Origin of the sequence: Trabulsiella odontotermitis, from assembly GCF_030053895.1 — a bacterium.
GTDB classification, from domain to species: Bacteria; Pseudomonadota; Gammaproteobacteria; order Enterobacterales; family Enterobacteriaceae; genus Trabulsiella; species Trabulsiella odontotermitis_C.
This window is the reverse complement of the sequence record NZ_CP125781.1, coordinates 3,453,389-3,476,337: the sequence shown is the minus strand read 5'-3', so window position 1 is coordinate 3,476,337 and position 22,949 is coordinate 3,453,389. Positions and strand designations below refer to the sequence as shown.

At 53.2% G+C, this 22,949-nt stretch carries 23 protein-coding genes; 14 read left to right on the top strand and 9 right to left on the bottom strand.

All coding sequences use genetic code 11. The features are described from left to right. Window positions 1-164: 164 nt before the first annotated feature. The 7 genes from cyoE to QMG90_RS16435 all read right to left on the bottom strand — a co-directional run bounded on the left by cyoE (window position 165) and on the right by QMG90_RS16435 (window position 7,517). Window positions 165-1,052, bottom strand: coding sequence for a heme o synthase (cyoE, locus tag QMG90_RS16465; RefSeq protein WP_283280722.1), 888 nt, complete (start codon window positions 1,050-1,052; stop codon window positions 165-167). An 11-nt stretch (window positions 1,053-1,063) separates the two neighbouring features. Next, window positions 1,064-1,390 carry a cytochrome o ubiquinol oxidase subunit IV gene (locus QMG90_RS16460; RefSeq protein WP_054180469.1) on the bottom strand — a complete coding sequence of 109 codons (327 nt, stop codon included), beginning with the start codon at window positions 1,388-1,390 and terminating at the stop codon, window positions 1,064-1,066. Then, the gene (locus QMG90_RS16455; protein WP_283280721.1) at window positions 1,390-2,004 is read right to left on the bottom strand and encodes a cytochrome o ubiquinol oxidase subunit III; all 615 of its coding nucleotides are present in this window, start codon (window positions 2,002-2,004) and stop codon (window positions 1,390-1,392) included. Before QMG90_RS16455 ends, QMG90_RS16460 begins: the two co-directional genes overlap by 1 nt. Continuing rightward, window positions 1,994-3,985, bottom strand: coding sequence for a cytochrome o ubiquinol oxidase subunit I (gene cyoB, locus QMG90_RS16450; RefSeq protein WP_283280720.1), 1,992 nt, complete (start codon window positions 3,983-3,985; stop codon window positions 1,994-1,996). The genes QMG90_RS16455 and cyoB overlap by 11 nt, the downstream gene beginning before the upstream one ends. 11 nt (window positions 3,986-3,996) lie before the next feature. Next, window positions 3,997-4,950, bottom strand: coding sequence for a cytochrome o ubiquinol oxidase subunit II (gene cyoA, locus QMG90_RS16445; RefSeq protein WP_283280719.1), 954 nt, complete (start codon window positions 4,948-4,950; stop codon window positions 3,997-3,999). A gap of 465 nt (window positions 4,951-5,415) precedes the next feature. Continuing rightward, window positions 5,416-6,891 (bottom strand): muropeptide MFS transporter AmpG, encoded by a 1,476-nt coding sequence (ampG, locus tag QMG90_RS16440; protein WP_283280718.1) that lies wholly within the window; start codon window positions 6,889-6,891, stop codon window positions 5,416-5,418. 47 nt (window positions 6,892-6,938) lie between these two features. Then, window positions 6,939-7,517 (bottom strand): lipoprotein, encoded by a 579-nt coding sequence (locus QMG90_RS16435; RefSeq protein ID WP_038155100.1) that lies wholly within the window; start codon window positions 7,515-7,517, stop codon window positions 6,939-6,941. Between the two features lie 305 nt (window positions 7,518-7,822). On the opposite strand from QMG90_RS16435, the gene bolA reads away from it, so the two are divergent. The 12 genes from bolA to QMG90_RS16375 all read left to right on the top strand — a co-directional run bounded on the left by bolA (window position 7,823) and on the right by QMG90_RS16375 (window position 18,850). Further along, window positions 7,823-8,140: a transcriptional regulator BolA gene (bolA, locus tag QMG90_RS16430; protein ID WP_038155098.1), complete on the top strand. Its 318-nt coding sequence runs from the start codon at window positions 7,823-7,825 to the stop codon at window positions 8,138-8,140. Window positions 8,141-8,187: 47 nt separating this feature from the next. Continuing rightward, window positions 8,188-8,514 carry a hypothetical protein gene (locus QMG90_RS16425; protein ID WP_283280716.1) on the top strand — a complete coding sequence of 109 codons (327 nt, stop codon included), beginning with the start codon at window positions 8,188-8,190 and terminating at the stop codon, window positions 8,512-8,514. Beyond that, window positions 8,469-9,767: a trigger factor gene (tig, locus tag QMG90_RS16420; RefSeq protein WP_283280715.1), complete on the top strand. Its 1,299-nt coding sequence runs from the start codon at window positions 8,469-8,471 to the stop codon at window positions 9,765-9,767. The genes QMG90_RS16425 and tig overlap by 46 nt, the downstream gene beginning before the upstream one ends. Before the next feature lie 260 nt (window positions 9,768-10,027). Further along, window positions 10,028-10,651, top strand: coding sequence for an ATP-dependent Clp endopeptidase proteolytic subunit ClpP (gene clpP / locus QMG90_RS16415; protein WP_038155095.1), 624 nt, complete (start codon window positions 10,028-10,030; stop codon window positions 10,649-10,651). A gap of 126 nt (window positions 10,652-10,777) precedes the next feature. Further along, window positions 10,778-12,052: an ATP-dependent protease ATP-binding subunit ClpX gene (gene clpX / locus QMG90_RS16410; protein ID WP_283280713.1), complete on the top strand. Its 1,275-nt coding sequence runs from the start codon at window positions 10,778-10,780 to the stop codon at window positions 12,050-12,052. Window positions 12,053-12,237: 185 nt separating this feature from the next. Then, window positions 12,238-14,592 (top strand): endopeptidase La, encoded by a 2,355-nt coding sequence (lon, locus tag QMG90_RS16405; RefSeq protein WP_038155136.1) that lies wholly within the window; start codon window positions 12,238-12,240, stop codon window positions 14,590-14,592. Window positions 14,593-14,802: 210 nt separating this feature from the next. Next, complete coding sequence (gene hupB, locus QMG90_RS16400) at window positions 14,803-15,075, top strand: nucleoid-associated protein HU-beta (RefSeq protein WP_007373541.1); 273 nt, start codon at window positions 14,803-14,805, stop codon at window positions 15,073-15,075. A gap of 201 nt (window positions 15,076-15,276) precedes the next feature. Beyond that, window positions 15,277-17,151: a peptidylprolyl isomerase gene (gene ppiD / locus QMG90_RS16395; protein WP_283280711.1), complete on the top strand. Its 1,875-nt coding sequence runs from the start codon at window positions 15,277-15,279 to the stop codon at window positions 17,149-17,151. A gap of 148 nt (window positions 17,152-17,299) precedes the next feature. Beyond that, on the top strand, window positions 17,300-17,671 hold the full coding sequence (locus QMG90_RS16390) for a helix-hairpin-helix domain-containing protein (protein WP_283280710.1): 372 nt from the start codon (window positions 17,300-17,302) through the stop codon (window positions 17,669-17,671). Between the two features lie 107 nt (window positions 17,672-17,778). Further along, the gene (locus QMG90_RS16385; protein ID WP_283280709.1) at window positions 17,779-18,177 is read left to right on the top strand and encodes a YbgC/FadM family acyl-CoA thioesterase; all 399 of its coding nucleotides are present in this window, start codon (window positions 17,779-17,781) and stop codon (window positions 18,175-18,177) included. A gap of 51 nt (window positions 18,178-18,228) precedes the next feature. After that, window positions 18,229-18,435 (top strand): type II toxin-antitoxin system HicA family toxin, encoded by a 207-nt coding sequence (locus tag QMG90_RS16380; protein WP_283280708.1) that lies wholly within the window; start codon window positions 18,229-18,231, stop codon window positions 18,433-18,435. A 1-nt stretch (window position 18,436) separates the two neighbouring features. Beyond that, the gene (locus QMG90_RS16375) at window positions 18,437-18,850 is read left to right on the top strand and encodes a type II toxin-antitoxin system HicB family antitoxin (protein WP_283280707.1); all 414 of its coding nucleotides are present in this window, start codon (window positions 18,437-18,439) and stop codon (window positions 18,848-18,850) included. A gap of 32 nt (window positions 18,851-18,882) precedes the next feature. Here the strand turns inward: QMG90_RS16375 and queC are convergent, their stop codons facing one another. Together queC and QMG90_RS16365 are read right to left on the bottom strand one after the other, a co-directional pair. After that, window positions 18,883-19,578: a 7-cyano-7-deazaguanine synthase QueC gene (gene queC, locus QMG90_RS16370; RefSeq protein ID WP_283280706.1), complete on the bottom strand. Its 696-nt coding sequence runs from the start codon at window positions 19,576-19,578 to the stop codon at window positions 18,883-18,885. A gap of 52 nt (window positions 19,579-19,630) precedes the next feature. After that, window positions 19,631-21,346: an SgrR family transcriptional regulator gene (locus QMG90_RS16365; protein WP_283280704.1), complete on the bottom strand. Its 1,716-nt coding sequence runs from the start codon at window positions 21,344-21,346 to the stop codon at window positions 19,631-19,633. Between the two features lie 125 nt (window positions 21,347-21,471). Between QMG90_RS16365 and cof the strand changes: the two genes are divergently transcribed. Beyond that, window positions 21,472-22,290 carry an HMP-PP phosphatase gene (cof, locus tag QMG90_RS16360; protein WP_283280703.1) on the top strand — a complete coding sequence of 273 codons (819 nt, stop codon included), beginning with the start codon at window positions 21,472-21,474 and terminating at the stop codon, window positions 22,288-22,290. 167 nt (window positions 22,291-22,457) lie between these two features. Continuing rightward, on the top strand, window positions 22,458-22,916 hold the full coding sequence (locus QMG90_RS16355; RefSeq protein WP_283280702.1) for an Lrp/AsnC family transcriptional regulator: 459 nt from the start codon (window positions 22,458-22,460) through the stop codon (window positions 22,914-22,916). Window positions 22,917-22,949 lie beyond the last annotated feature (33 nt).

The window sequence follows — 22,949 nt, the reverse complement described above, 5'->3', positions numbered from 1 at the left end:
CAGCGTTTCAATTGCGCATAGTGTAAAGCGGGGAGAGAGCGGGGTAAACAAAGCCTTAGTGAACAAATATTAACCCCATCAATATTTCAGATTGTCATTCAGGGGAATTTGATAGCGCGCATGAAAAAGGGTGCCGCAGCACCCTTTTTTGACCGTCTTGCCGCTTACCAGACGTAAGTCAGCAGGTGATGAGAATCCGGAACCATAAAGTCGACGGACATCATCACCGACAGCGACGTGATAGCCACGATAGAAAAGACGAACAGTTTACGCGCCCAGACACGGTCATCGGCCACTTTATAGCCCCGCAGCGCCATACCGAGCCACCAGACGCTCACCGCCGCCGCTACCACCAGATACTTATAGCCGGCGTAACCGCCCAGCGAGAGCATCAGCGTCGCCACGGCAAAGGCGATGATATAAACCGTGATGTGGTTTTTCGCCACGGAGATGCCTTTCACGACCGGCAGTACCGGAATATTCGCCGCCTGATAATCCTTGAAACGGAAAATCGCGATGGCGTAGGAGTGAGGCATCTGCCACAGGCTGAAAATCGCCAGCAGGATAAGTGCGCCGCTGTCAAATTCACCGGTGACCGCGCAGTAGCCAATCACCGGCGGCGCAGCGCCGGAGAGAGAGCCAATCAGCGTGCCGTAGACGGAGTGGCGCTTCATGTACAAGCTGTAGACGCCGACATAAACCACGAACCCCATCACCCCCAGCCAGCAGGCCAGAGGATTGGCGCCAAACCACAGCAGCATGAAGCCAGCAATACCCAACAAGGTGGCGTACACCAGCGAGACCTTTGGTGAAATCAGGCCTTTTACCAGCACCCGATTCTTGGTCCTTTCCATCTTCCTGTCGATATCGCGGTCGATGTAGTTGTTGAACACGCAACCTGAAGCCACCACCAGAGAGACCCCGACCAGCGTCCAGACGAACAGCGGGTAATCGATGCTGCCTTTTGAGGCCAGCAGGAAACCGCCGATCACCGAGATCAGGTTGCCAAAGATGATGCCAGGTTTTGTTACTTGCAGGTATTGCTTAAACATACGCGCCGCTCTTATCGAACCATCATGTTGTAGTTGAGGTTCCACATAATCCAGATTGAACCTATCACCACAATCGCAATGATCAGTATAGTGAAGACGAAGGCCGTCAGGTTCCAACCCTCATCAGACTTGCTGTTCATATGCAGGAAGCAAACCAGGTGCACCAGAATCTGTACCACTGCGGTCGCCAGGATGGTGCCAAGAATGACACCGTGGGACGCAGTACCGTTCATCACCATCCAGAACGGAATGGCCGTCAGGATGATCGACAGGATAAATCCTGTCATGTACGTTTTTACGCTACCGTGGGAAGCGCCGTGATCGGTTGCATGACTCATTACATCGCCCCCATCAGATAAACTACAGAGAACACACAGATCCACACCACATCCAGGAAGTGCCAGAACAGACTCAGGCACATGATGCGGGTGCGGTTAGTGCTGGTCAGGCCGCGACGAGCGATCTGAATCATCAGCACTGCCATCCAGATAAGACCAGAGGTCACGTGCAGACCGTGAGTGCCGACCAGCGCGAAGAACGCTGACAGGAAGCCGCTGCGATCCGGGCCCATGCCTTCGACGATCAGGTGATGGAATTCATAGATTTCCATCCCGATAAATCCAGCGCCGAACAGCCAGGTCAACACCAGCCAGGAGATCACCTGGCTCTTGTTGTTCTTGTACATGGCGATTGCCGCCATGCCATACGTGATGGAGCTGAACAGCAGCAGGGCGGTTTCCACCAGAACGAACGGCAGTTCGAAAATGTCCTTTCCTGTCGGGCCACCTGCAGTGCCGTTCACCAGAACGGCATAGGTCGCAAACAGGATGGAGAACAAAATACAGTCGCTCATCAGGTAGATCCAGAAGCCGAAAACCTTTGTCGGCCCTGAATCATGGTGCCCATGTTCGTGCGCGTGGGCGTGCGCGTTGGTCAGAGTATCAGTTGCCATTTTTCAGCCCTGCTTTAGTGATTTCATCGAAATGCTGGTTTTCCAGTTTTTCGATTTCCGCAACCGGTACGTAGTAATCCACGTCCTCGTCGAAGCTCTTCACGATCCAGGAGATGATGATGCCGGCAAAGCTTGCAATCGCCATCCACCAGATATGCCAGATCATGGCAAAACCAAAGATGGTTGAGAAAGCGGCGATGATAATGCCCGCACCACTGTTTTTCGGCATGTGAATTTCTTCGTAGCCCGCAGGTTTCTTGTACGCTTCGCCTTTCTCTTTCATTTCCCAGAATGCATCACGCTCATGAATGTGCGGGACGTGGGCAAAATTGTAGAACGGCGCAGGAGAGGAGGTTGACCACTCCAGCGTACGACCGCCCCATGGGTCACCGGTCAGGTCACGGTTCTGGTCGCGGTCGCGGACAGAAACGAAGATCTGAATCAGCTGGCACAGGATGCCACAGGCAATCAGCGCGGCGCCGCAAGCTGCAACCAACAGCATCGGGTGGAACTGCGGATCAATCTGCTGGCTCAGGCGACGGGTCATGCCCATGAAGCCCAGCACGTACAGCGGCATAAATGCCACGAAGAAGCCGATGATCCAGAACCAGAATGCGCGTTTACCCCAGGTTTCGTTGAGGGTGAAACCAAAGGCTTTCGGCCACCAGTAGGTCATACCCGCGAAGCACCCGAACACCACGCCGCCGATGATAACGTTGTGGAAGTGCGCGATCAGGAACAGGCTGTTATGCAGGACGAAATCCGCGCCCGGTACCGCCAGCAGTACACCGGTCATGCCGCCCACAGAGAAGGTGACGATGAAACCAATGGTCCACAGCATCGCGGAGTGGAACACGATACGGCCCTGATACATGGTAAACAGCCAGTTGAAGATCTTCACCCCGGTCGGGATGGCGATAATCATGGTGGCAATACCGAAGAAGGCATTTACGTTGGCGCCAGCACCCATGGTGAAGAAGTGGTGCAGCCAGACGATGAACGACAGAACGGTAATACAAATGGTTGCCCATACCAGCGAGGTGTAACCAAACAGACGCTTACGGGAGAAGGTTGCCGCCACTTCAGAGAAGACCCCGAAGACCGGCAGAACCAGGATGTACACTTCCGGATGGCCCCAGGCCCAGATCAGGTTGATGTACATCATCATGTTGCCGCCCATATCATTGGTAAAGAAATGGGTGCCCAGATAGCGGTCCAGGGTCAGCAACGCGATGGTCACCGTCAGGATCGGGAAGGATGCGATGATCAGCACGTTGGCGCACAGTGATGCCCAGGTAAATACCGGCATTTTGAACATGCCCATGCCTGGCGCGCGCATCTTGATGATCGTCACGAAGAAGTTAATACCGGTCAGCGTCGTACCAATACCGGAGAGCTGCAACGCCCATATCCAGTAATCGACCCCTACGCTCGGACTGTACTCAATCCCCGATAGCGGCGGATAAGCCAGCCAGCCGGTCTGCGCGAACTCACCCACGCCGAGAGACAGGTTAACCAGAATCACACCGACAACCGTGAACCAGAAGCTCAGGTTGTTGAGGAACGGGAACGCCACGTCGCGTGCGCCGATCTGCAGCGGAACCACCAGGTTCATCAGACCGATAACAAACGGCATTGCCACGAAGAAGATCATGATCACACCGTGGGCGGTGAAGACCTGATCGTAGTGATGAGGCGGCAGGAAACCTGCTTCCCCGGCTGACGCCAGCGCCTGCTGGCTACGCATCATAATTGCATCGGCAAAGCCACGCAGCAGCATGACGATAGCGACGATGACATACATAATGCCAAGTCTTTTGTGGTCGACAGAGGTCAGCCACTCATTCCAGAGGTACGACCACTTACCGAAGTAAGTGATCGCGGCGAGAACCGCCAGACCCCCGATGATAATCGCAGCCACCGTAACCATGATAATGGGTTCATGGTAGGGCACTGCATCCAGTGTCAATTTTCCGAACATCGTTTTCTTCCTCAACCCCTTGAGTTGGCGGTTTCCGCGTGGCTCATATCCATGCCTTCCATCCCGTCGTGTGACGTGTGTTCACCCTCGGGCTGGCCCATGTGCATGTCGCCGTGAGCCATGAATTTGTTGATAACATCAACAAACAGATTTGGCTTCACGCTGGAGAAGTATTCCACCTTGTTGTATTCGCTCGGTGCAGCCAGTTTCTCGTACGCCGCCATATCGCTGACGGTGTTCTGAGACTGCTTCACTTTCGCGACCCATTGATCAAATGTGGCGCGATCCGGTGTTGCGATGGCTTTGAACTTCATACCTGAGAAGCCCGGACCACTATAGCTGGCAGAGATACCGTCGTAGGTGCCTGTTTCATTCGCGATCAGGTGCAGGTTGGTCTGCATACCGGCCATCGCATAAATCTGGCTACCCAGACGAGGGATGAAGAACGAGTTCATCACGGAGTTGGAGGTCACTTTGAACTGAACCGGAACGTTCGCCGGGAAGGCAATTTCATTCACCGTTGCAATGCCCTGCTCCGGATAGATGAAGAACCATTTCCAGTCCATGGACACCACTTCGATGGTGATCGGTTGTTCGTCGTGCGCCAGCGGTTTGCTGGGTTCAAGCGCGTGAGTGGTTTTCCAGGTGAGTACGGCGAGGAACAGGATGATCAGAATCGGCACCGTCCAGACCACAGCTTCCACTTTATTGGAGTGTGACCAGTTAGGGCTGTACTTCGCATCTTTATTGCTTGCACGATACTTCCAGGCGAAACCAACTGCCATCAAGATGGCGGGAATAACGACAATTAACATCAGGCCGAATGCCGTCAGTATCAGTGAGCGTTGCTCCAGTCCAATCTGTCCTTTGGGGTCAAGCAGTGCAGAATCGCAGCCACTGAGTAAAACAGTGCCTGCGATTAATGACAACCATCCCAAACTTTTATTGTATTTCCTGAGTCTCATGTAACGACCTCAATTCCACAGGATCTGGTGGCGTTTAAAGTGTGTGGGCATTTTACGGGAAGGTTACATTACTGTAAACATGATTGGGGTTGTGTCTGTTATGTGTTACCGGGTTCTGCCGCTCATGTCACATATGTTACCTAATATGTCTACTTTTCAACCAGAAGCCGCGTGCCGCCAGCGTTATAACGAAAGGGGATGCAATAAAATCTTATCGTGGTCAATTGGTATAACTATTGTCTGAAATATACAAATAATTAACAATAAATTAGCAAATAAAAGACATCGTCAGCATCGAAAAATAAAAGCCTGGTAGCTGAATCGTTAAGAAAATAGGCTGTAGCCAGAAATTACCAATAATTTCCAAATTCTAAAGCGCACAAATTAACAAGTGATAATTATGCCCGTCATTCACCGTTATAATTACTTGCTGTAATTACAACGGCGAATAACAACACGGGATTTTTATGCGAATCGCGTTCTGCGCAGTGCCAGAAAATCCAGCGTGCCGCCGATGACGATGCCGCCGACTGCGATCAGCGCGGCAGTTTCCAGCAAGCCGGGGAGGAAGGAGAACGCCGTGTAGTCGAGAGCGTTCAGCGTCAGCATTAACAGCCACAGCGCCAGCAGCAAACAGCCCAGCATCAGCATATACAGCGCGAACCGATAACCGCCGTCGAACTGGCTGCGCGGCATAAAGTGCTCCGTCTGCTGGGTGTATTCCAGCGTACGGCGACACACCAGCAGCAGGATAAGCCCCGGCACCGCCGCCACAACAGAAAAGAGATAGAAGGTCGGCCAGCCGTGCGCTTCCACAAACCAGCCAGCGACAGGGCCGACATACACGCGGCCAATGGCAGAAATTGCAGACAGCAACGCAAACTGGGTGGCTGAGAACGATTTGTTGCACAGCGTCATCAGCAGAGCGACAAAAGCGGAAGTCCCCATGCCGCCGCACAAGTTTTCAAAAAAGACGGCAGCCGCCATGGAAATCAGATGTTTATCAGTCACTGACAACAGCCAGTAACCGGCGTTAGAGACACCCTGCAAGAGGCCAAAAATAAGCAGCGCGCGAAACAGCGTCAGCCGTTGCATCAGCACGCCGCCATACAGCGCGCCGATAATGGTGGCAAACAGCCCCAACGTTTTGTTGACCACTCCCACTTCACCTGCGTCAAATCCGACACCGCGGATGAGAAACGTGGTGGTCAGACTCATGGCAAACGCATCGCCGAGCTTATACATCACAATCAGCAACAGAATGATCCACGCATTATTACGGCCAAAGAAATCGCGCAGGGGCGCGACGACCGCCTGTTCGAGCGTTTTGGGAACCGGGATCACATCACTGGGTTCCGGCGCCAGCATCGTCGCGATGATGCAAGGAATAAGCAGCGCCGCCATTAACCAGTACATGCCCTGCCAGCCGAGCCATTTATCTGCCAGCCAGAGCGCCAGACCGCCGGATACCAGCATGCCGAGGCGATAACCCAGTACGCTTATCGCCGCGCCTGCGCCACGTTCTTCGGGCGGCAGCACATCGGTTTTCCAGGCGTCAAAGACGATGTCCTGCGAGGCAGAACAGAAGGCAATCACCACCGCCAGCGCCGCCATCCAGCGCAACTGCGACGTCGGCTCGAGGAAACCCATACCGGCGATGGACACCAGCAGCAATACCTGAGTGGTTAACAACCAGCCACGGCGACGACCGAGAAACGGCGGCGTATAGCGATCCATCACTGGCGACCACAGAAATTTAAATACGTACGCCTGCCCGACAAGGGAAAAGAAGCCGATGGTTTTCAGATCGATATTCTCAACCGTCATCCAGGCCTGCAGGGTACCGGATGTCAGCGCCAGCGGCAGCCCGGAAGCAAAGCCGAGGATCAGCAGGATGGCCGATTTAGGCTGCTGGAAGATGCGTAAGTATTGACTGGTCATGGGTCCTGACTGCTGACCCGGCAGGGCGCCGGGTCAGACAACGGCGATTAACGGGCGTTTTGCTTGATGAAGTCGTGGATGCTGGTGTCCTGAGCCATATCGGCGATGGTGTCAGTCAGCACGCTATTCACTGCATTAGCGATATTCTGGTTGTTTGCCGTGAAGGCGCCTTCAACGGTGTAGCTGGCACGGTAGTTTTTCGTCATCTTGTTGCCGTTTTTCGCGGTCGCGATGATCGCGACGTCGGCTTTGGTGGCGATGTTGTAACGCACGTTACCCTGAGACACATCGGCGTACAGCTGGTTCACGATGATCTGCAGGTCAACGGCGCCGCTTGGGCCAACCATATAACCGCGCGCGGTCATCTGTTTCTCCAGCACTTCCTGCAGCAGGAAGCGCAGGTCACGGGAGGCGGTCAGAGTGACCAGTTGGTTGTCGCGGGTGACTTTCGCCAGCGCCTGATCCTGACGCTGATCGGCACCGTTAATGCTCACGGTGACGCCCATCAAGCTAGGGTCCTGCTGCGGCAGGGCGATTTTCGGCGATACGTCGATGGTGGATGGCGGTGTGGCGCAACCCGCCAGCATAAACAGGGCCACCAACGGGAAAAGGATTTTTTTCAACATGATGTCAGGCTCTCAACGCTTTGGTTAAGTAAAAGAAAAATTCTCGCCATCATAACATCGCCAACGGTAAGAGGAAGTAGCTGCGCATGGAATTTCATCGTGATGTGCGTTTTCTGACCGCTTCTTTACCGTTTTGCAGGTCGTCTGGCAGCGAAACGTTTGCATGGATGAGTAAAGCGCATCCGTTTCGTTGAGGCTATCGGACGAAAGCTAAATATTTGTTGTCTTCATGTAATGGAAACGGTAAAAGCGGCTAATATTTAAAGAGATGGGCGGCATCTCAGCGTCGTCGAAGGAGTAATGTCATGATGATACGCGAACAAATCGAAGCAAAATTAAGTGCAGCGTTTAAACCCGTAGTATTGGAAGTGGTTGATGAAAGCTATCGTCACAATGTTCCCGCCGGATCGGAAAGCCACTTCAAAGTGGTGCTGGTCAGCGACTGTTTTGCTGGCGAACGTTTCCTCAATCGTCACCGCATGATCTACAGCACGCTGGCGGATGAACTCGCTTCCACGGTTCATGCACTGGCGTTACATACTTACACGATTAAGGAGTGGGAAGGGCTACAGGATACGGTATTTGCCTCTCCGGCTTGCCGCGGCGCAGGAAGCATCGCCTGACAAAACGCATTGCAACGGGCGGAAGTTTTCCAGTATGTTGCGTAAAGATGATGACAAAACGGCCACCAGGCCGTTTTATTTTGCCTGGAAAACGCATAGAGCTGACCGTTTTCAGACAAAAAAACACCGGGAATTGTGAAAAAAGCCGCATCAACATGCCACCACCGTTCTCGACTCACTCTTGTGATGCCGCTATAATGCTGCGTCTTATTTTATTGAACGTCTTCGGGATGATTCTGGCGACAGGGACGGTGATTCACCTTCATCCCGGTACTGCGCAGGCGAATTCAGAGTTGACCGAGCACTGTGATTTTTTTGAGGTAACAAGATGCAAGTTTCAGTTGAAACCACTCAGGGCCTTGGCCGCCGTGTAACGATTACTATCGCTGCTGACAGCATCGAAAACGCTGTAAAAAGCGAGCTGGTCAACGTTGCGAAAAAAGTACGCATCGACGGCTTCCGTAAGGGTAAAGTACCGATGAATGTCGTTGCTCAGCGTTATGGCGCTTCTGTTCGCCAGGATGTGCTGGGTGACCTGATGAGCCGCAACTTTGTTGACGCGATCATCAAAGAAAAAATCAATCCGGCTGGCGCGCCGAACTATGTTCCGGGCGAATACAAACTGGGTGAAGACTTCACCTACGCCGTTGAGTTCGAAGTGTACCCGGAAGTTGAGCTGAAAGGTCTGGAAACCATCGAAGTTGAAAAACCGCTGGTAGAAGTGACTGACGCTGACGTCGACACCATGCTGGACACCCTGCGTAAGCAGCAGGCGACCTGGAAAGACAAAGAAGGCGCTGTTGACGCTGAAGATCGCGTCACCATCGATTTCACCGGTTCTGTTGACGGTGAAGAATTCGAAGGCGGCAAAGCCACTGATTTCGTGCTGGCAATGGGCCAGGGTCGTATGATCCCGGGCTTTGAAGACGGCATCAAAGGTCACAAAGCGGGTGAAGAATTCACTATCGACGTGACCTTCCCGGAAGAATACCACGCAGAAAATCTGAAAGGTAAAGCGGCGAAATTCGTTATCAACCTGAAGAAAGTTGAAGAGCGTGAACTGCCGGAGCTGACGGCTGAATTCATCAAACGTTTCGGCGTGGAAGACGGTTCTGTTGAAGGCCTGCGCGCTGAAGTGCGTAAAAACATGGAACGCGAGCTGAAAGGCGCTGTGCGTAACCGCGTGAAGTCTCAGGCGATTGAAGGCCTGGTGAACGCGAATAACATCGACGTGCCGGCTGCGCTGATCGACAGCGAAATCGACGTTCTGCGTCGTCAGGCTGCACAGCGTTTCGGTGGCAACGAGAAACAGGCTCTGGAACTGCCGCGTGAACTGTTCGAAGAGCAGGCAAAACGCCGCGTTGTTGTTGGTCTGTTGCTGGGCGAAGTCATTCGCACCAACGAGCTGAAAGCTGACGAAGAACGCGTTAAAGGCCTGATCGAAGAGATGGCGTCTGCTTACGAAGATCCGACTGAAGTCATCGAGTTCTACAGCAAAAACAAAGAACTGATGGACAACATGCGCAACGTGGCTCTGGAAGAACAGGCAGTTGAGACTGTTCTGAATAAAGCGAAAGTGACTGAAAAAGCCACTTCCTTTAACGAACTGATGAACCAGCAAGCGTAATTTCGCTATACTGGGACAAAGTTTGCACAAAAACCCGTTGCCCTCTGGTGACGGGTTTTTTTTGTCATCGCAATTTGTTGTACATGAGTGCCAAATCCACGTTTCGGTGTTAGCGTAACAACAAAAGATTGTTATGCTTGAAATAGCGGATTACCGTACCCATAACCATCAATACGGCAATAAGTGACTGGCTGATGTTCCGTCGACAAGGTTACAATCAGTACAGCAGGTATTTTTCAATATTTATCCAGGAGACGGAAATGTCATACAGTGGCGAACGAGATAACTTTGCACCCCATATGGCCCTGGTGCCGATGGTCATTGAACAGACCTCACGTGGTGAGCGCTCATTTGATATCTATTCCCGTCTGCTCAAGGAACGCGTCATTTTTCTGACAGGCCAGGTGGAAGACCACATGGCGAACCTGATTGTGGCGCAGATGCTATTTCTGGAAGCGGAAAACCCGGAAAAAGACATTTATCTGTATATTAACTCACCGGGCGGCGTGATCACCGCAGGGATGTCCATTTATGACACCATGCAGTTCATCAAACCGGACGTCAGCACCATTTGTATGGGCCAGGCAGCGTCGATGGGCGCCTTCCTGCTGACCGCAGGCGCGAAAGGTAAACGCTTCTGCCTGCCGAACTCCCGGGTGATGATTCACCAGCCGCTGGGCGGTTACCAGGGTCAGGCGACGGATATCGAAATCCACGCTAAAGAGATCCTGAAAGTTAAAGCGCGCATGAATGAACTCATGGCGCACCATACGGGTCAATCTCTTGAGCAGATTGAGCGCGACACCGAGCGTGATCGCTTCCTGACCTCAGGAGAGGCGGTTGAGTACGGTTTAGTCGACTCCATTTTGACCCATCGTAACTAATGCCAGGTGCGCGCGTGCCGCTATACTATGTATGGGCGGCACACTGCTTGTGAAGCGGCTTGCGCTTGATAATGGCATTTGCGTCGTCATGTGCGGCACAAAGAACTTAAGAAGAGGTTTTGACTCATGACAGATAAACGCAAAGATGGTTCGGGCAAATTGTTGTACTGCTCTTTTTGCGGCAAAAGCCAGCATGAAGTGCGTAAACTGATTGCCGGGCCGTCCGTGTATATCTGCGACGAATGTGTTGATTTATGTAACGACATCATTCGCGAAGAGATTAAAGAAGTAGCGCCGCATCGTGAACGCAGTGCTCTGCCGACGCCACACGAAATTCGCCATCACCTTGATGACTATGTTATCGGTCAGGAACAGGCAAAAAAAGTGCTGGCCGTGGCGGTGTACAACCATTACAAGCGTCTGCGTAACGGCGATTCCAGTAACGGCGTTGAACTCGGCAAAAGTAACATTCTGCTGATTGGCCCGACCGGCTCCGGTAAAACCCTGCTGGCGGAAACGCTGGCGCGTCTGCTGGACGTTCCGTTCACCATGGCGGATGCGACCACGCTGACCGAAGCGGGCTACGTCGGTGAAGACGTTGAAAACATCATTCAGAAACTGCTGCAGAAATGCGACTACGACGTACAGAAAGCGCAGCGCGGCATTGTTTACATTGATGAGATCGACAAAATCTCCCGAAAATCGGATAACCCGTCGATCACCCGCGATGTCTCCGGTGAAGGCGTGCAGCAGGCGCTGCTGAAGCTTATCGAAGGCACTGTGGCAGCAGTACCGCCGCAAGGTGGACGCAAACATCCGCAGCAGGAATTTTTGCAGGTTGATACCTCAAAAATTCTGTTTATCTGTGGTGGCGCGTTTGCAGGCCTCGACAAAGTCATCGCGAATCGCGTAGAAACCGGGACTGGTATCGGTTTTGGCGCGACGGTGAAGGCGAAGTCAGAAAAAGCTAACGAAGGCGAACTGCTGACGCAGGTAGAGCCAGAAGATTTGATTAAGTTTGGTCTGATCCCTGAGTTTATCGGTCGTCTGCCGGTAGTCGCGACGCTGAAAGAGCTGAGCGAAGAAGCGCTGATTCAGATCCTGAAAGAGCCGAAAAACGCCCTGACCAAACAGTATCAGGCGCTGTTTAATCTGGAAGGGGTTGATCTGGAGTTCCGTGACGAAGCGCTGGATGCGATTGCCCGTAAAGCCATGGCGCGTAAAACCGGTGCACGTGGTCTGCGTTCTATTGTCGAAGCGGCGCTGCTCGACACAATGTACGACCTGCCGTCGATGGAAGATGTCGAAAAAGTGGTTGTCGATGAGTCGGTGATTGAAGGTCAAAGCAAACCGCTGTTGATCTACGGCACCTCGGAAACCCAACAGGCATCTGGCGAATAATTCGCCAAATTAGTCAATCAGTTAAGCGAAAAGGGGAGATTTTATCTCCCCTTTTATTTTTCCTGCATTCCCGGCGTTGAATGTATGGGAATCATCCCCATATACTGGAATACATGTTAAACGGTGGCATGGGATTTGATCATGTCATCGGCTACCTGGCGGACACTAAACTAAGAGAGAGCTCTATGAATCCTGAGCGTTCTGAACGCATTGAAATCCCCGTATTGCCGTTGCGCGATGTGGTGGTTTATCCGCACATGGTCATTCCCTTATTTGTAGGGCGGGAAAAATCTATCCGTTGTCTGGAAGCTGCCATGGATCATGATAAAAAAATCATGCTGGTGGCTCAGAAAGAAGCCTCAACGGATGAGCCGGGTGTAAACGATCTTTTCACCGTCGGGACCGTGGCCTCTATTCTGCAGATGCTGAAGCTGCCTGACGGTACCGTCAAAGTGCTGGTCGAAGGCCTGCAGCGTGCGCGTATTACCACGCTTTCCGATGATGGCGAACATTTTTCCTCCAAAGCGGAATACCTTGAATCTCCGGCGATTGATGAGCGCGAACAGGAAGTACTGGTGCGCACGGCTATCAGTCAGTTCGAAGGCTACATCAAGCTGAACAAGAAGATCCCACCGGAAGTGCTGACGTCGCTGAACAGTATCGACGATCCGGCGCGTCTGGCGGACACTATCGCGGCGCATATGCCGCTGAAGCTTGCTGACAAGCAGTCGGTACTCGAAATGTCCGACATCAACGAACGTCTGGAATACCTGATGGCAATGATGGAATCGGAAATCGATCTGCTGCAGGTTGAGAAACGCATTCGTAATCGCGTCAAAAAACAGATGGAGAAATCCCAGCGCGAGTACTATCTGAACGAGCAAATGAAAGCCATTCAGAAAGAGCTCGGCGAAATGGATGACGCGCCGGACGAAAACGAAGCGCTGAAGCGTAAAATCGACGCGGCGAAAATGCCGAAAGAGGCCAAAGAGAAGGCCGAAGCTGAGCTGCAAAAACTGAAAATGATGTCGCCAATGTCCGCGGAAGCGACAGTGGTGCGAGGTTACATCGACTGGATGGTGCAGGTGCCGTGGAATGCCCGTAGCAAGGTCAAAAAAGACCTGCGTCAGGCACAGGAAATCCTCGATACTGACCATTACGGCCTGGAGCGCGTTAAAGACCGCATCCTTGAGTATCTCGCGGTGCAAAGCCGTGTAAACAAAATCAAGGGGCCGATTCTGTGTCTGGTGGGACCGCCGGGGGTGGGTAAAACCTCTCTGGGTCAGTCCATCGCCAAAGCCACCGGGCGTAAATACATTCGTATGGCGCTGGGCGGCGTACGTGATGAAGCGGAAATTCGCGGTCACCGCCGTACCTACATCGGTTCAATGCCGGGCAAACTGATCCAGAAAATGGCGAAAGTGGGCGTTAAAAACCCGCTGTTCCTGCTCGATGAGATCGACAAGATGTCGTCGGACATGCGTGGCGATCCAGCTTCAGCGCTGCTGGAAGTGCTGGATCCAGAGCAGAACGTGGCGTTCAGCGATCATTACCTGGAAGTGGACTACGACCTCAGCGATGTGATGTTTGTCGCGACGTCTAACTCCATGAATATTCCTGCGCCGCTGCTGGATCGTATGGAGGTGATTCGCCTTTCCGGTTACACGGAAGACGAAAAGCTGAATATCGCCAGACGCCACCTGCTGCCGAAGCAGATTGAGCGTAACGCGCTGAAATCAGGCGAACTGACCGTTGACGATAGCGCTATTGTGGGCATTATTCGTTACTACACCCGTGAAGCGGGCGTGCGTAGCCTCGAGCGTGAAATCTCGAAATTGTGCCGCAAAGCAGTTAAACAGCTGCTGCTGGATAAAACCCTCAAGCACATTGAGATCAACGGCGACAATCTGCACGAATACCTGGGCGTACAGCGCTTTGACTATGGCCGCGCAGACAGCGAAAACCGTGTCGGTCAGGTGACCGGACTGGCGTGGACGGAAGTGGGCGGCGATCTGCTGACTATCGAAACCGCGTGCGTACCGGGTAAAGGCAAGCTGACCTACACCGGTTCGCTGGGTGAAGTAATGCAGGAATCCATCCAGGCCGCGCTGACCGTCGTGCGTGCGCGGGCGGAAAAACTGGGCATCAACGGCGATTTCTACGAGAAACGCGATATCCATGTTCACGTTCCGGAAGGGGCAACGCCGAAAGACGGTCCGAGCGCCGGTATCGCTATGTGTACTGCGTTGGTTTCCTGCCTGACAGGCAACCCGGTACGCGCTGATGTCGCGATGACAGGCGAGATCACCCTTCGTGGTCAGGTTCTGCCGATCGGCGGACTGAAGGAAAAACTGCTGGCGGCACATCGCGGCGGGATTAAGACAGTTCTGATTCCTGACGAAAACAAACGTGATCTGGAAGAGATTCCGGACAACGTTATCGCTGATCTGGACATCCATCCGGTGAAACGTATTGAGGAAGTTCTGGCTCTCGCACTGCAGAATGAACCCTTCGGAATGCAGGTTGTGACCGCAAAATAGTGACCGCGCGCAAAGAGCGCTAATAAAATAGAGGCTGGTGAGTCATTTCGTACTTGCCAGCCTTTTTTTGTATAGCTAATTTAGATTGCTGGTTGGGTATGTCATCATTTACGGGTGTTGTAAGGTTATGACACACCTGATATAACTGCTGCGCGGTCGCACTATGAAGGATTCAGGTGCGATATAAATTATAAAGAGAGGAAGAAAACAGTGAATAAATCTCAACTGATTGACAAAATTGCTGCGGGTGCGGACATTTCTAAAGCTGCAGCTGGACGTGCATTAGATGCGCTGATCGCTTCTGTTACTGAATCTCTGAAATCTGGGGATGACGTTGCACTGGTTGGCTTTGGTACTTTTGCTGTTAAAGAGCGTGCTGCCCGTACTGGTCGCAACCCGCAAACAGGTAAAGAAATCACCATTGCTGCCGCTAAAGTGCCTGGTTTCCGTGCAGGTAAAGCACTGAAAGACGCAGTAAACTGATCGATTCCCGAAAAGGGAAGTGACTAAGTACAAGGGCGCATCGCTGGATGTGCCTTTTTTTATCCCATTTCTGCGAGAATTGCGCGTAGTGGGCTGACAACAGACCCGTTTTCTTGTCAAAATACGGCCTCACGCGCAGCGGTCATGACGTGCTATGCTGCGCGAGGTCTACAGTCACCTACAGCGGAGCGTTGTTACACCATGATGGACAACTTACGCACGGCAGCTAACAGCATCGTGCTCAAGATTATTTTCGGTATCATTATTGTGTCGTTCATTTTGACCGGCGTCAGTAGCTACCTGATTGGCGGTAACAATACCTATGCCGCGAAAGTGAATGGCCAGGAAATTGGCCGTCCGCAGTTTGAAAATGCCGTTGCCAGCGAACGTAACCGTATGCAGCAGCAACTGGGTGACCGATTCTCCGAACTGGCCAGTAACGAAAACTACATGAAAACGATGCGTCAGCAGGTATTGAATCGCCTGATTGACGAGTCGCTGCTCGATCAGTACGCCAAAGAGCTCGGTCTGAACATCAGCGATGAGCAGGTAAAGAAGGCCATTTTTAATACTCAGGCGTTCCAGACTGACGGTAAATTTGACAATGCGCGTTTCAACAGCATTGTGAACCAGATGCGCATGACCGCCGATCAATACGCGCAGGCGCTACGTAATCAACTGGTCACTCAGCAGCTCATCAACGCTGTCGCCGGTACCGATTTTATGCTGCCAGGCGAGACTGATGAACTGGCGGCACTGGTTTCCCAGCAACGCGTCGTGCGTGAAGCCACCATTGATGTTAACGCCCTGGCGGCAAAACAACAGGTGAGCGATCAGGAAATCAACGCTTTCTACGAGCAAAACAAAGGCAACTTCATGTCTCCGGAGCAGTTTCGCGTCAGCTACATCAAAATGGATGCCGCCGAGCTGCAGGAGAACGCCTCTGACGCTGAAATCCAGTCTTACTACGATCAGCACAAAGATCAGTTCACGCAGCCGCAGCGTAACCGCTACAGCGTAATTCAGACTAAAACCGAAGCTGATGCGAAAGCGGCGCTGGATGAGCTGAATAAAGGCGCAGATTTCGCCACCGTCGCGAAAGCGAAATCGACGGACATCATCTCTGCCCGCAACGGTGGCGATATGGGCTGGCTGGAAGAGTCCACCACTCCGGATGAGCTGAAAAACGCGGGTCTGAAAGAGAAAGGGCAACTGTCAGGCGTGATCACCTCCTCGGTGGGCTTCCTTGTTGCGCGCCTGGATGACGTCCAGCCGGCGCAGGTAAAACCGCTGAGCGACGTGCGCGATGACATCGCAGCGAAAGTGAAGCAGGAAAAAGCGCTGGATGCTTACTATGCGCTGCAGCAGAAAGTGAGCGACGCGGCCAGCAACGATAACGAATCTCTGGCAGGTGCGGCGCAGGTTTCAGGCCAGAAAGTGGTGGAAACCGACTGGTTTACGCAAAACACGCTGCCGGAAGAACTGAATTTTAAACCGGTCTCGGATGCCATTTTCAATGGCGGTCTGGTGGGCGAAAACGGTACGCCGGGCAGTAACTCCGACATCATCACTGTTGATGGTGATCGCGCGTTCGTGCTACGCATCAGCGAGCATAAAGCGGAAGCCGTTAAACCGCTGAGCGAAGTCAAAGACCAGGTCGCTGACATAGTAAAACACACCAAAGCGGAACAGCAGGCGAAGCTGGATGCAGAAAAATTGCTGGCGGAACTGAAAACCGATAAAGGTGCTGAAGCACTGAAAGCGGCCGGGCTGAGCTTTGGGGAAGCGAAAACCCTGAGCCGTGCCGGTCAGGATCCGGTAAGCCAGACGGCGTTTACGCTGCCGCTACCGCAGAAAGACAAGCCGAGCTATGGCATCGGTAGCGATCTGCAGGGCAACGTCGTGCTGCTGGCGCTGGACGACGTGAAAGCGGGTTCAATGCCGGAAGAGCAGAAGAAAGCGATGGTTCAGGGCATCACGCAGAATAACGCGCAAATCGCCTTCGAAGCGTTGATGAGTAACCTGCGCAAACAGGCCAAAATCAAGCTCGGCGATGTCGTCGAACAGCAGCAGTAAGCGGAATCCGCTTCGCAGAATTAAGTAACACCATGTAATACCGAAAGGCCGCGCTCGCGGCCTTTTCCATTTCTGATATTTGTCTTTTGTTCTGTTTTTCCCTTCCCGCTATCGTGGCCTCGCTGTCAACAAACAAGGAGAAAACAGCATGAAACGTGGAATTAAAACCCTCATCATCACCGCCAGTCTCGTTTTTGCCGGTATGGGCCATAACGCGCTGGCTGCAAGCTCAACGGCGAAACCGCAGGCTGCGCAAACGCAGTCTGAAACGCAAACGGCGCAGGCGAAAAAAGCGGATGTCGTAAAACCTGCCGATGAGGAAAGTACCAAAGTCAGCATCAATACCGCCCCGGCGGAAGAACTGGCGCGGGTGATGAACGGTGTGGGGCTGAAAAAAGCACAGGCCATCGTCAGCTTTCGTGAGGAATACGGTCCTTTCAAAACGCTTGATGATCTTCGCCAGGTGCCGGGAATGGGAAGTTCGCTGGTTGAACGCAACCTGGCCCATCTGATGCTCTGATCCTGACGCAAGTTTGCAGAGTGGCCGTTTTTTGCCAGACTAGAGAGGTCATACCAGTGGTGTGACCTCTGATTCTATTAAACATAAAAAGATAAGGCTATTGCGCTATGCAGACTCAAATCAAGGTTCGTGGATACCATCTCGATGTTTATCAGCACGTAAATAACGCCCGCTATCTGGAGTTTCTCGAAGAGGCGCGCTGGGACGGACTGGAAAACAGTGCCGGTTTTCAGTGGATGACTGCCCATAACATCGCGTTTGTGGTGGTTAACATCAATATCAATTACCGGCGTCCGGCGGTGCTCGGCGACCTGCTGACGGTGACCAGTGCCGTAAAACAACTCAACGGCAAAAGCGGTGTGCTGAGCCAGGTCGTCACGCTGGAACCCGAAGGGGAAGTGGTAGCGGATGCCCTGATTACGTTTGTCTGTATCGATCTTAAAACGCAGAAGTCGCTCGCACTGGAAGGCGAACTCCGCGAGCACCTTGAGCAGATGGTGGCATAAATGCCTTGTTATGGGGTTATTGGAGTTATTTAAAAATCCAGGATATCATGGATGAATAGTAAAGCATTGATCGCTGAGCTCATAGCCGATGGCTGGATTTTAATCAGGGTGACCGGAAGCCATCATCACTTCCGTCACCCGATTAAGCGTGGACTGGTAACTGTTCCACATCCGAAAAAAGATTTACCCGTCGGAACCGTAAAAAGTATCCGTCGCCAGGCAGGCTACGAAAATCCTCTTGCGTTACCCTGGAGATAGTATGTATTACCCAATTGTAGTTGAAAGTGGCGATGAAAAGCATGCCTGGGGGGTCATTGTGCCGGATCTTCCTGGCTGCTTCTCTGCAGGAGATACGCTGGATGAAGCCATCGTAAACGCGCGGGAAGCGATTACCGCGCATATCGAACTGCTCGTTGAAATGGGTGAGGATATTCCGCTTATCTCGACGGTAAACGATCTGGTGGCGCAACCGCAGTATCAGGGTATGACGTGGGCACTGGTGGATATTGATGTGAGCCGTCTGCTGGGTGGGTCGGAGAAAATCAATGTAACGTTGCCGAAATCACTCATTGACCGAATCGACCGCTGCGTTGCACGTCATCCTGAGTTTAAGAGTCGTTCCGGGTTTCTTGCTCAGGCTGCACTTGAACGTATCACAAAGCCGTTTTCGTAACCCCCGGCAAACCCAATGCCGGGGATCATGAATTACTTCAGCCCGGTCTTCGCTTTCATTGCAGCCATAACGCCAGGTTTATCGCTTAGATAATGGTTCAGACCGTTGGCGCGCAGGTTACAGGCTGCGCAGTGTCCGCAACCGTCGCCTTGGATGCCGTTATAGCAGGTGAGCGTTTCGCGGCGTACCAGATCCAGTTTGCCCCAGTAGTCTGCCAGCGCCCAGGTTTCGGCTTTGTCTATCCACATCAGCGGCGTTTCAAAGCGGATCTCTTTCGCCATGCCCAGATTCACCGCATGGTTCAGCGCTTTGACAAATTCGTCACGGCAGTCCGGGTAACCGGAAAAATCGGTTTCGCAGACGCCGGTGATCACCGCTTCGGCTTTGACCTGATAAGCATAAATCGCCGCCAGCGTGAGGAACAGAATGTTGCGGCCCGGCACAAAGGTATTGGGGATGCCGTCGGCGTCCGGTTCGTAATCCGGTACCGGAATGCTGTCGCGGGTCAGACTACTGATGGCCAGTTCGTTGAGCAGCGTCGTATCCAGCACTTTATGCGCTCTTGCGCCAAGCTTCAGCGCTAAGTCGCGCGCAACGTCGATTTCGGCGCGATGGCGCTGACCATAATCGAATGTGACGCAATGAACTTCATCGTACTGGTGCAATGCCTGTACCAGGCAGGTGGTGGAATCTTGTCCTCCGCTAAAGACGACAACGGCGCGTTTCATGGCAATTCCTGACAGTCAAAAAATGAGGGTGCTATGGTAGCGCCAGAAAGTCTCAGCGACCAGCTTCTTCACCGGAAGAGGCCGGAAGCCAGGCTTCGGTAAAATCAAACCAGCCGCGCGGGGTAAGGCGAATACCATTCACGCCCGGCGGCGCGCTGACCCGATAGTGATAGTTGAACAGCGGCGTCAGCGTCGCGCTTTCCATCAAATTGCTGACTACGCCCAGTAATGCCGTGGCGCGGGAAGCGTCATCGCGCTGGCGCTGGACTGCATCCAGCGTGGCCTGTAAATGGGCATATTGCGGATGCGTCAGGACGTTCAGCCACAGCGGATCGCAGCGCATCCATTGTTCCAGCGTATATTCCGGCGTTTCGCCAATCAGCCTGTCGCCCATCATCAGATCAGCGCAGGCCAGGGCCGGGCAACCATCCCAGGTTTTCGCGTCATGAAAAATCACTGTCAGCTGGCAGCCCCGCGCGGCCAGCGCCTGGCGGAGTTGTTCCGCCATCGTGTGAAGCTCCACCGGCAGATGGTAAATCAGCGTTAAGGATGTCGGCAGCGCCACCTGTTCGTCTTCTGCCCATTGTGGGATAGGCCACCCGGGCAACAGTTCATCGCAGGGGGTGATCAGGTTTTCATCAAGCGGCAGCGTTTGAAGAAGTGTTGTGCGATGGATCAGCGCAATCACCCGCTGCGCCTGCGCTGGCGTGAGTCGTTCGCTCTGGCGAAGCGCCAGATAGCAAAAACCGAGGCTGATGCTGTTACTGACCAGTCGCAGTTGATCCTGCTCTTCGGGTTTCCCAATGGCGATTTCGATCGGATGACGGCAACTGGATCCCATGTCTTTGATGAACAGTTGTGGGGTGATCCAGTATTCGATCGCCTGCAGTAACGGGTGACTCAAATGATAGCGGGCGTGACTCTCCAGCCTGACCAGTTCCGGTTCGAAGATTTTCAGCTTGAACGGACCGGTGCCAAGCTCCGGGTTATCCGGGTGCGCCAGCAGGCTGCAGTAGCTGGCAAGTCGCCACGGTAACCAGTAATCCGGGTGATGCAGTGTAAAGGTCAGGCATTGCGCATGGGTGATTTCAATCGCTTTGACACTGGCGAACAGTTCGCGCATCCGCGGTAATGTGAGCAGCATCAACAGGCGCTGCTGAAGCTGCGCGGTTTCAACCACATCGCCGTTATGCCAGTGCAGCGTGGAGCGAATGTAAAAGTGCCAGCGCAGGCCATCGTCGCTGGCCTCCCAGTGATGGGCGAGATCGCCAACAGGCCGGGCGGAATCCAGCGAGAAGCGCGTTAAACCGGAAAAAATCTGCCCGACCAGGTGTTGTTCCGCGCGTCCGGGCAGAAAACCCGGATGCAGCGGGTCGAGTGGGCGATAGTAGGGGATACGCAGCGTCGGGGTGTTGTTCTGCCACTGGCCGCCGAGAAACGGGTGCAGCAGTGCCCGCAACTCTACCGGCGCCAGTTGCGCCAGCTCCAGTGCATTCTGTTGTTGCCCCTCGCGGAGCGCCTGTTCCATCATCTGATTTCGCAGGGTATCGGGCGTCGTCAGAAAACGCAGCGTCCCGCGCTTACCGCGCCCCGATTGCGCCTGCCACTCCAACCAGCCAGCATCCTGCGCCTGACGCAGCAGTGTTCTGACGTGACGCTCACTGCAGAAACAGCGTTCAGCGAGTTCTGCCACCGTCACCTGTTGCGGCGTGCCCTGCCCGGGTTGCCACAGACGCTGGAACTGATTCAGTCGGTTTAACACTCTCATCGTAAGTCGGCCTCTCCGGCGGAACAAAAACCCGGAACAATAAAAATGAACTATTCACTATTACTTCCGTATATCCCGGATAATACTACCTCGCAATAGCTCATTTTTCACTCCGGGAAACGATCATGGCAAAACTGGCTGCATTCGATATGGACGGTACGCTGTTGATGCCGAATCACCTGCTGGGTGATGAGACGCTGTCGACGCTGAAACGTCTGCGTGAACGTGATATCACGCTGGCGTTCGCTACCGGTCGTCATGTGCTGGAAATGCGCCATCTGATTGGTCGCTTTGCGCTGGACGCGTTTCTGATCACCGGCAACGGCACGCGCATCCATTCGCTGGAAGGCGAGGTGTTGCATCGCAGCGATCTGGCGCCTGACATCGCCCACTGCGTTTTGCATACCGTCTGGGATACCAAAGCAAGTATTCACGCCTTTAATGACAATGGCTGGCTGACGGATAAAGACATCCCTGATCTGCTCCACGCCCACGTCTACAGCGGTTTCCACTATCAGATATGCGATCTCAAAGCGCTGCCTGCCAGTGACGTTACCAAGATCTGTTTCTGTGGCGATCATGACGATCTGGTCCGTTTGCAGGTGCAACTGCGCGAGGCGCTGGGCGAGCGCGCTAACCTCTGCTTCTCGGCGGTCGATTGCCTGGAAGTGCTGCCGGTAGGCTGTAACAAAGGCGCGGCGCTCTCGGTGCTGAGCGGGCATCTCGGCATGACGATGCAGGATTGCATGGCCTTTGGTGACGCAATGAACGATCGCGAAATGCTGGGGCTGGTTGGTCGTGGCGTGATCATGGGCAATGCCATGCCGCAACTCAAAGCGGAATTGCCCCACTTAACGGTTATCGGGCACTGCCAGAATCAGGCGGTTTCCCACTTTTTGACGCATTGGCTGGACACACCACATCTTCCTTATTCCCCCGAATGACGAGATCCCTTCCAGCAAGCCGGATATCCTCTGATACCCGGCTTTTTTTATGCCGCGTATCCACGTGCAGACGACTTATCATTTTGTGCCCGATGCCCGGAAAAAATTGTCGCTGTTTAGCCTTTGAAATAGAATAAAAGGAGAAAAAAATTCTCCCGAGGTGTGTTGTGTTAGATAAAATTGACCGAAAGCTGCTTTCCCTGCTGCAGGCAGACTGCACCCTCTCTTTGCAGGAGCTGGCTGATGCCGTTAATCTGACCACCACACCCTGCTGGAAACGGCTGAAACGTCTCGAAGATGATGGCATTTTGCTCGGGCGGGTCGCGTTGCTGGATGCCGAAAAACTGGGGTTGGGCCTGACTGCCTTTGTACTGATCAAAACGCAGCATCACAGCAGCGACTGGTATTGCCGTTTTGTCACTGAAGTCTCGCAAATGCCGGAAGTCCTGGGGTTCTGGCGCATGGCAGGTGAATACGATTACCTGATGCGCGTGCAGGTCGCGGATATGAAACGCTATGACGACTTCTATAAACGGCTGGTGAACAATGTGCCTGGCTTATCGGATGTAACCTCCAGTTTTGCCATGGAACAGATAAAATTCACTACCGCGTTACCGATTGACTAATTCTCCCGGTTTTAACCGGACAATCACGTTCAG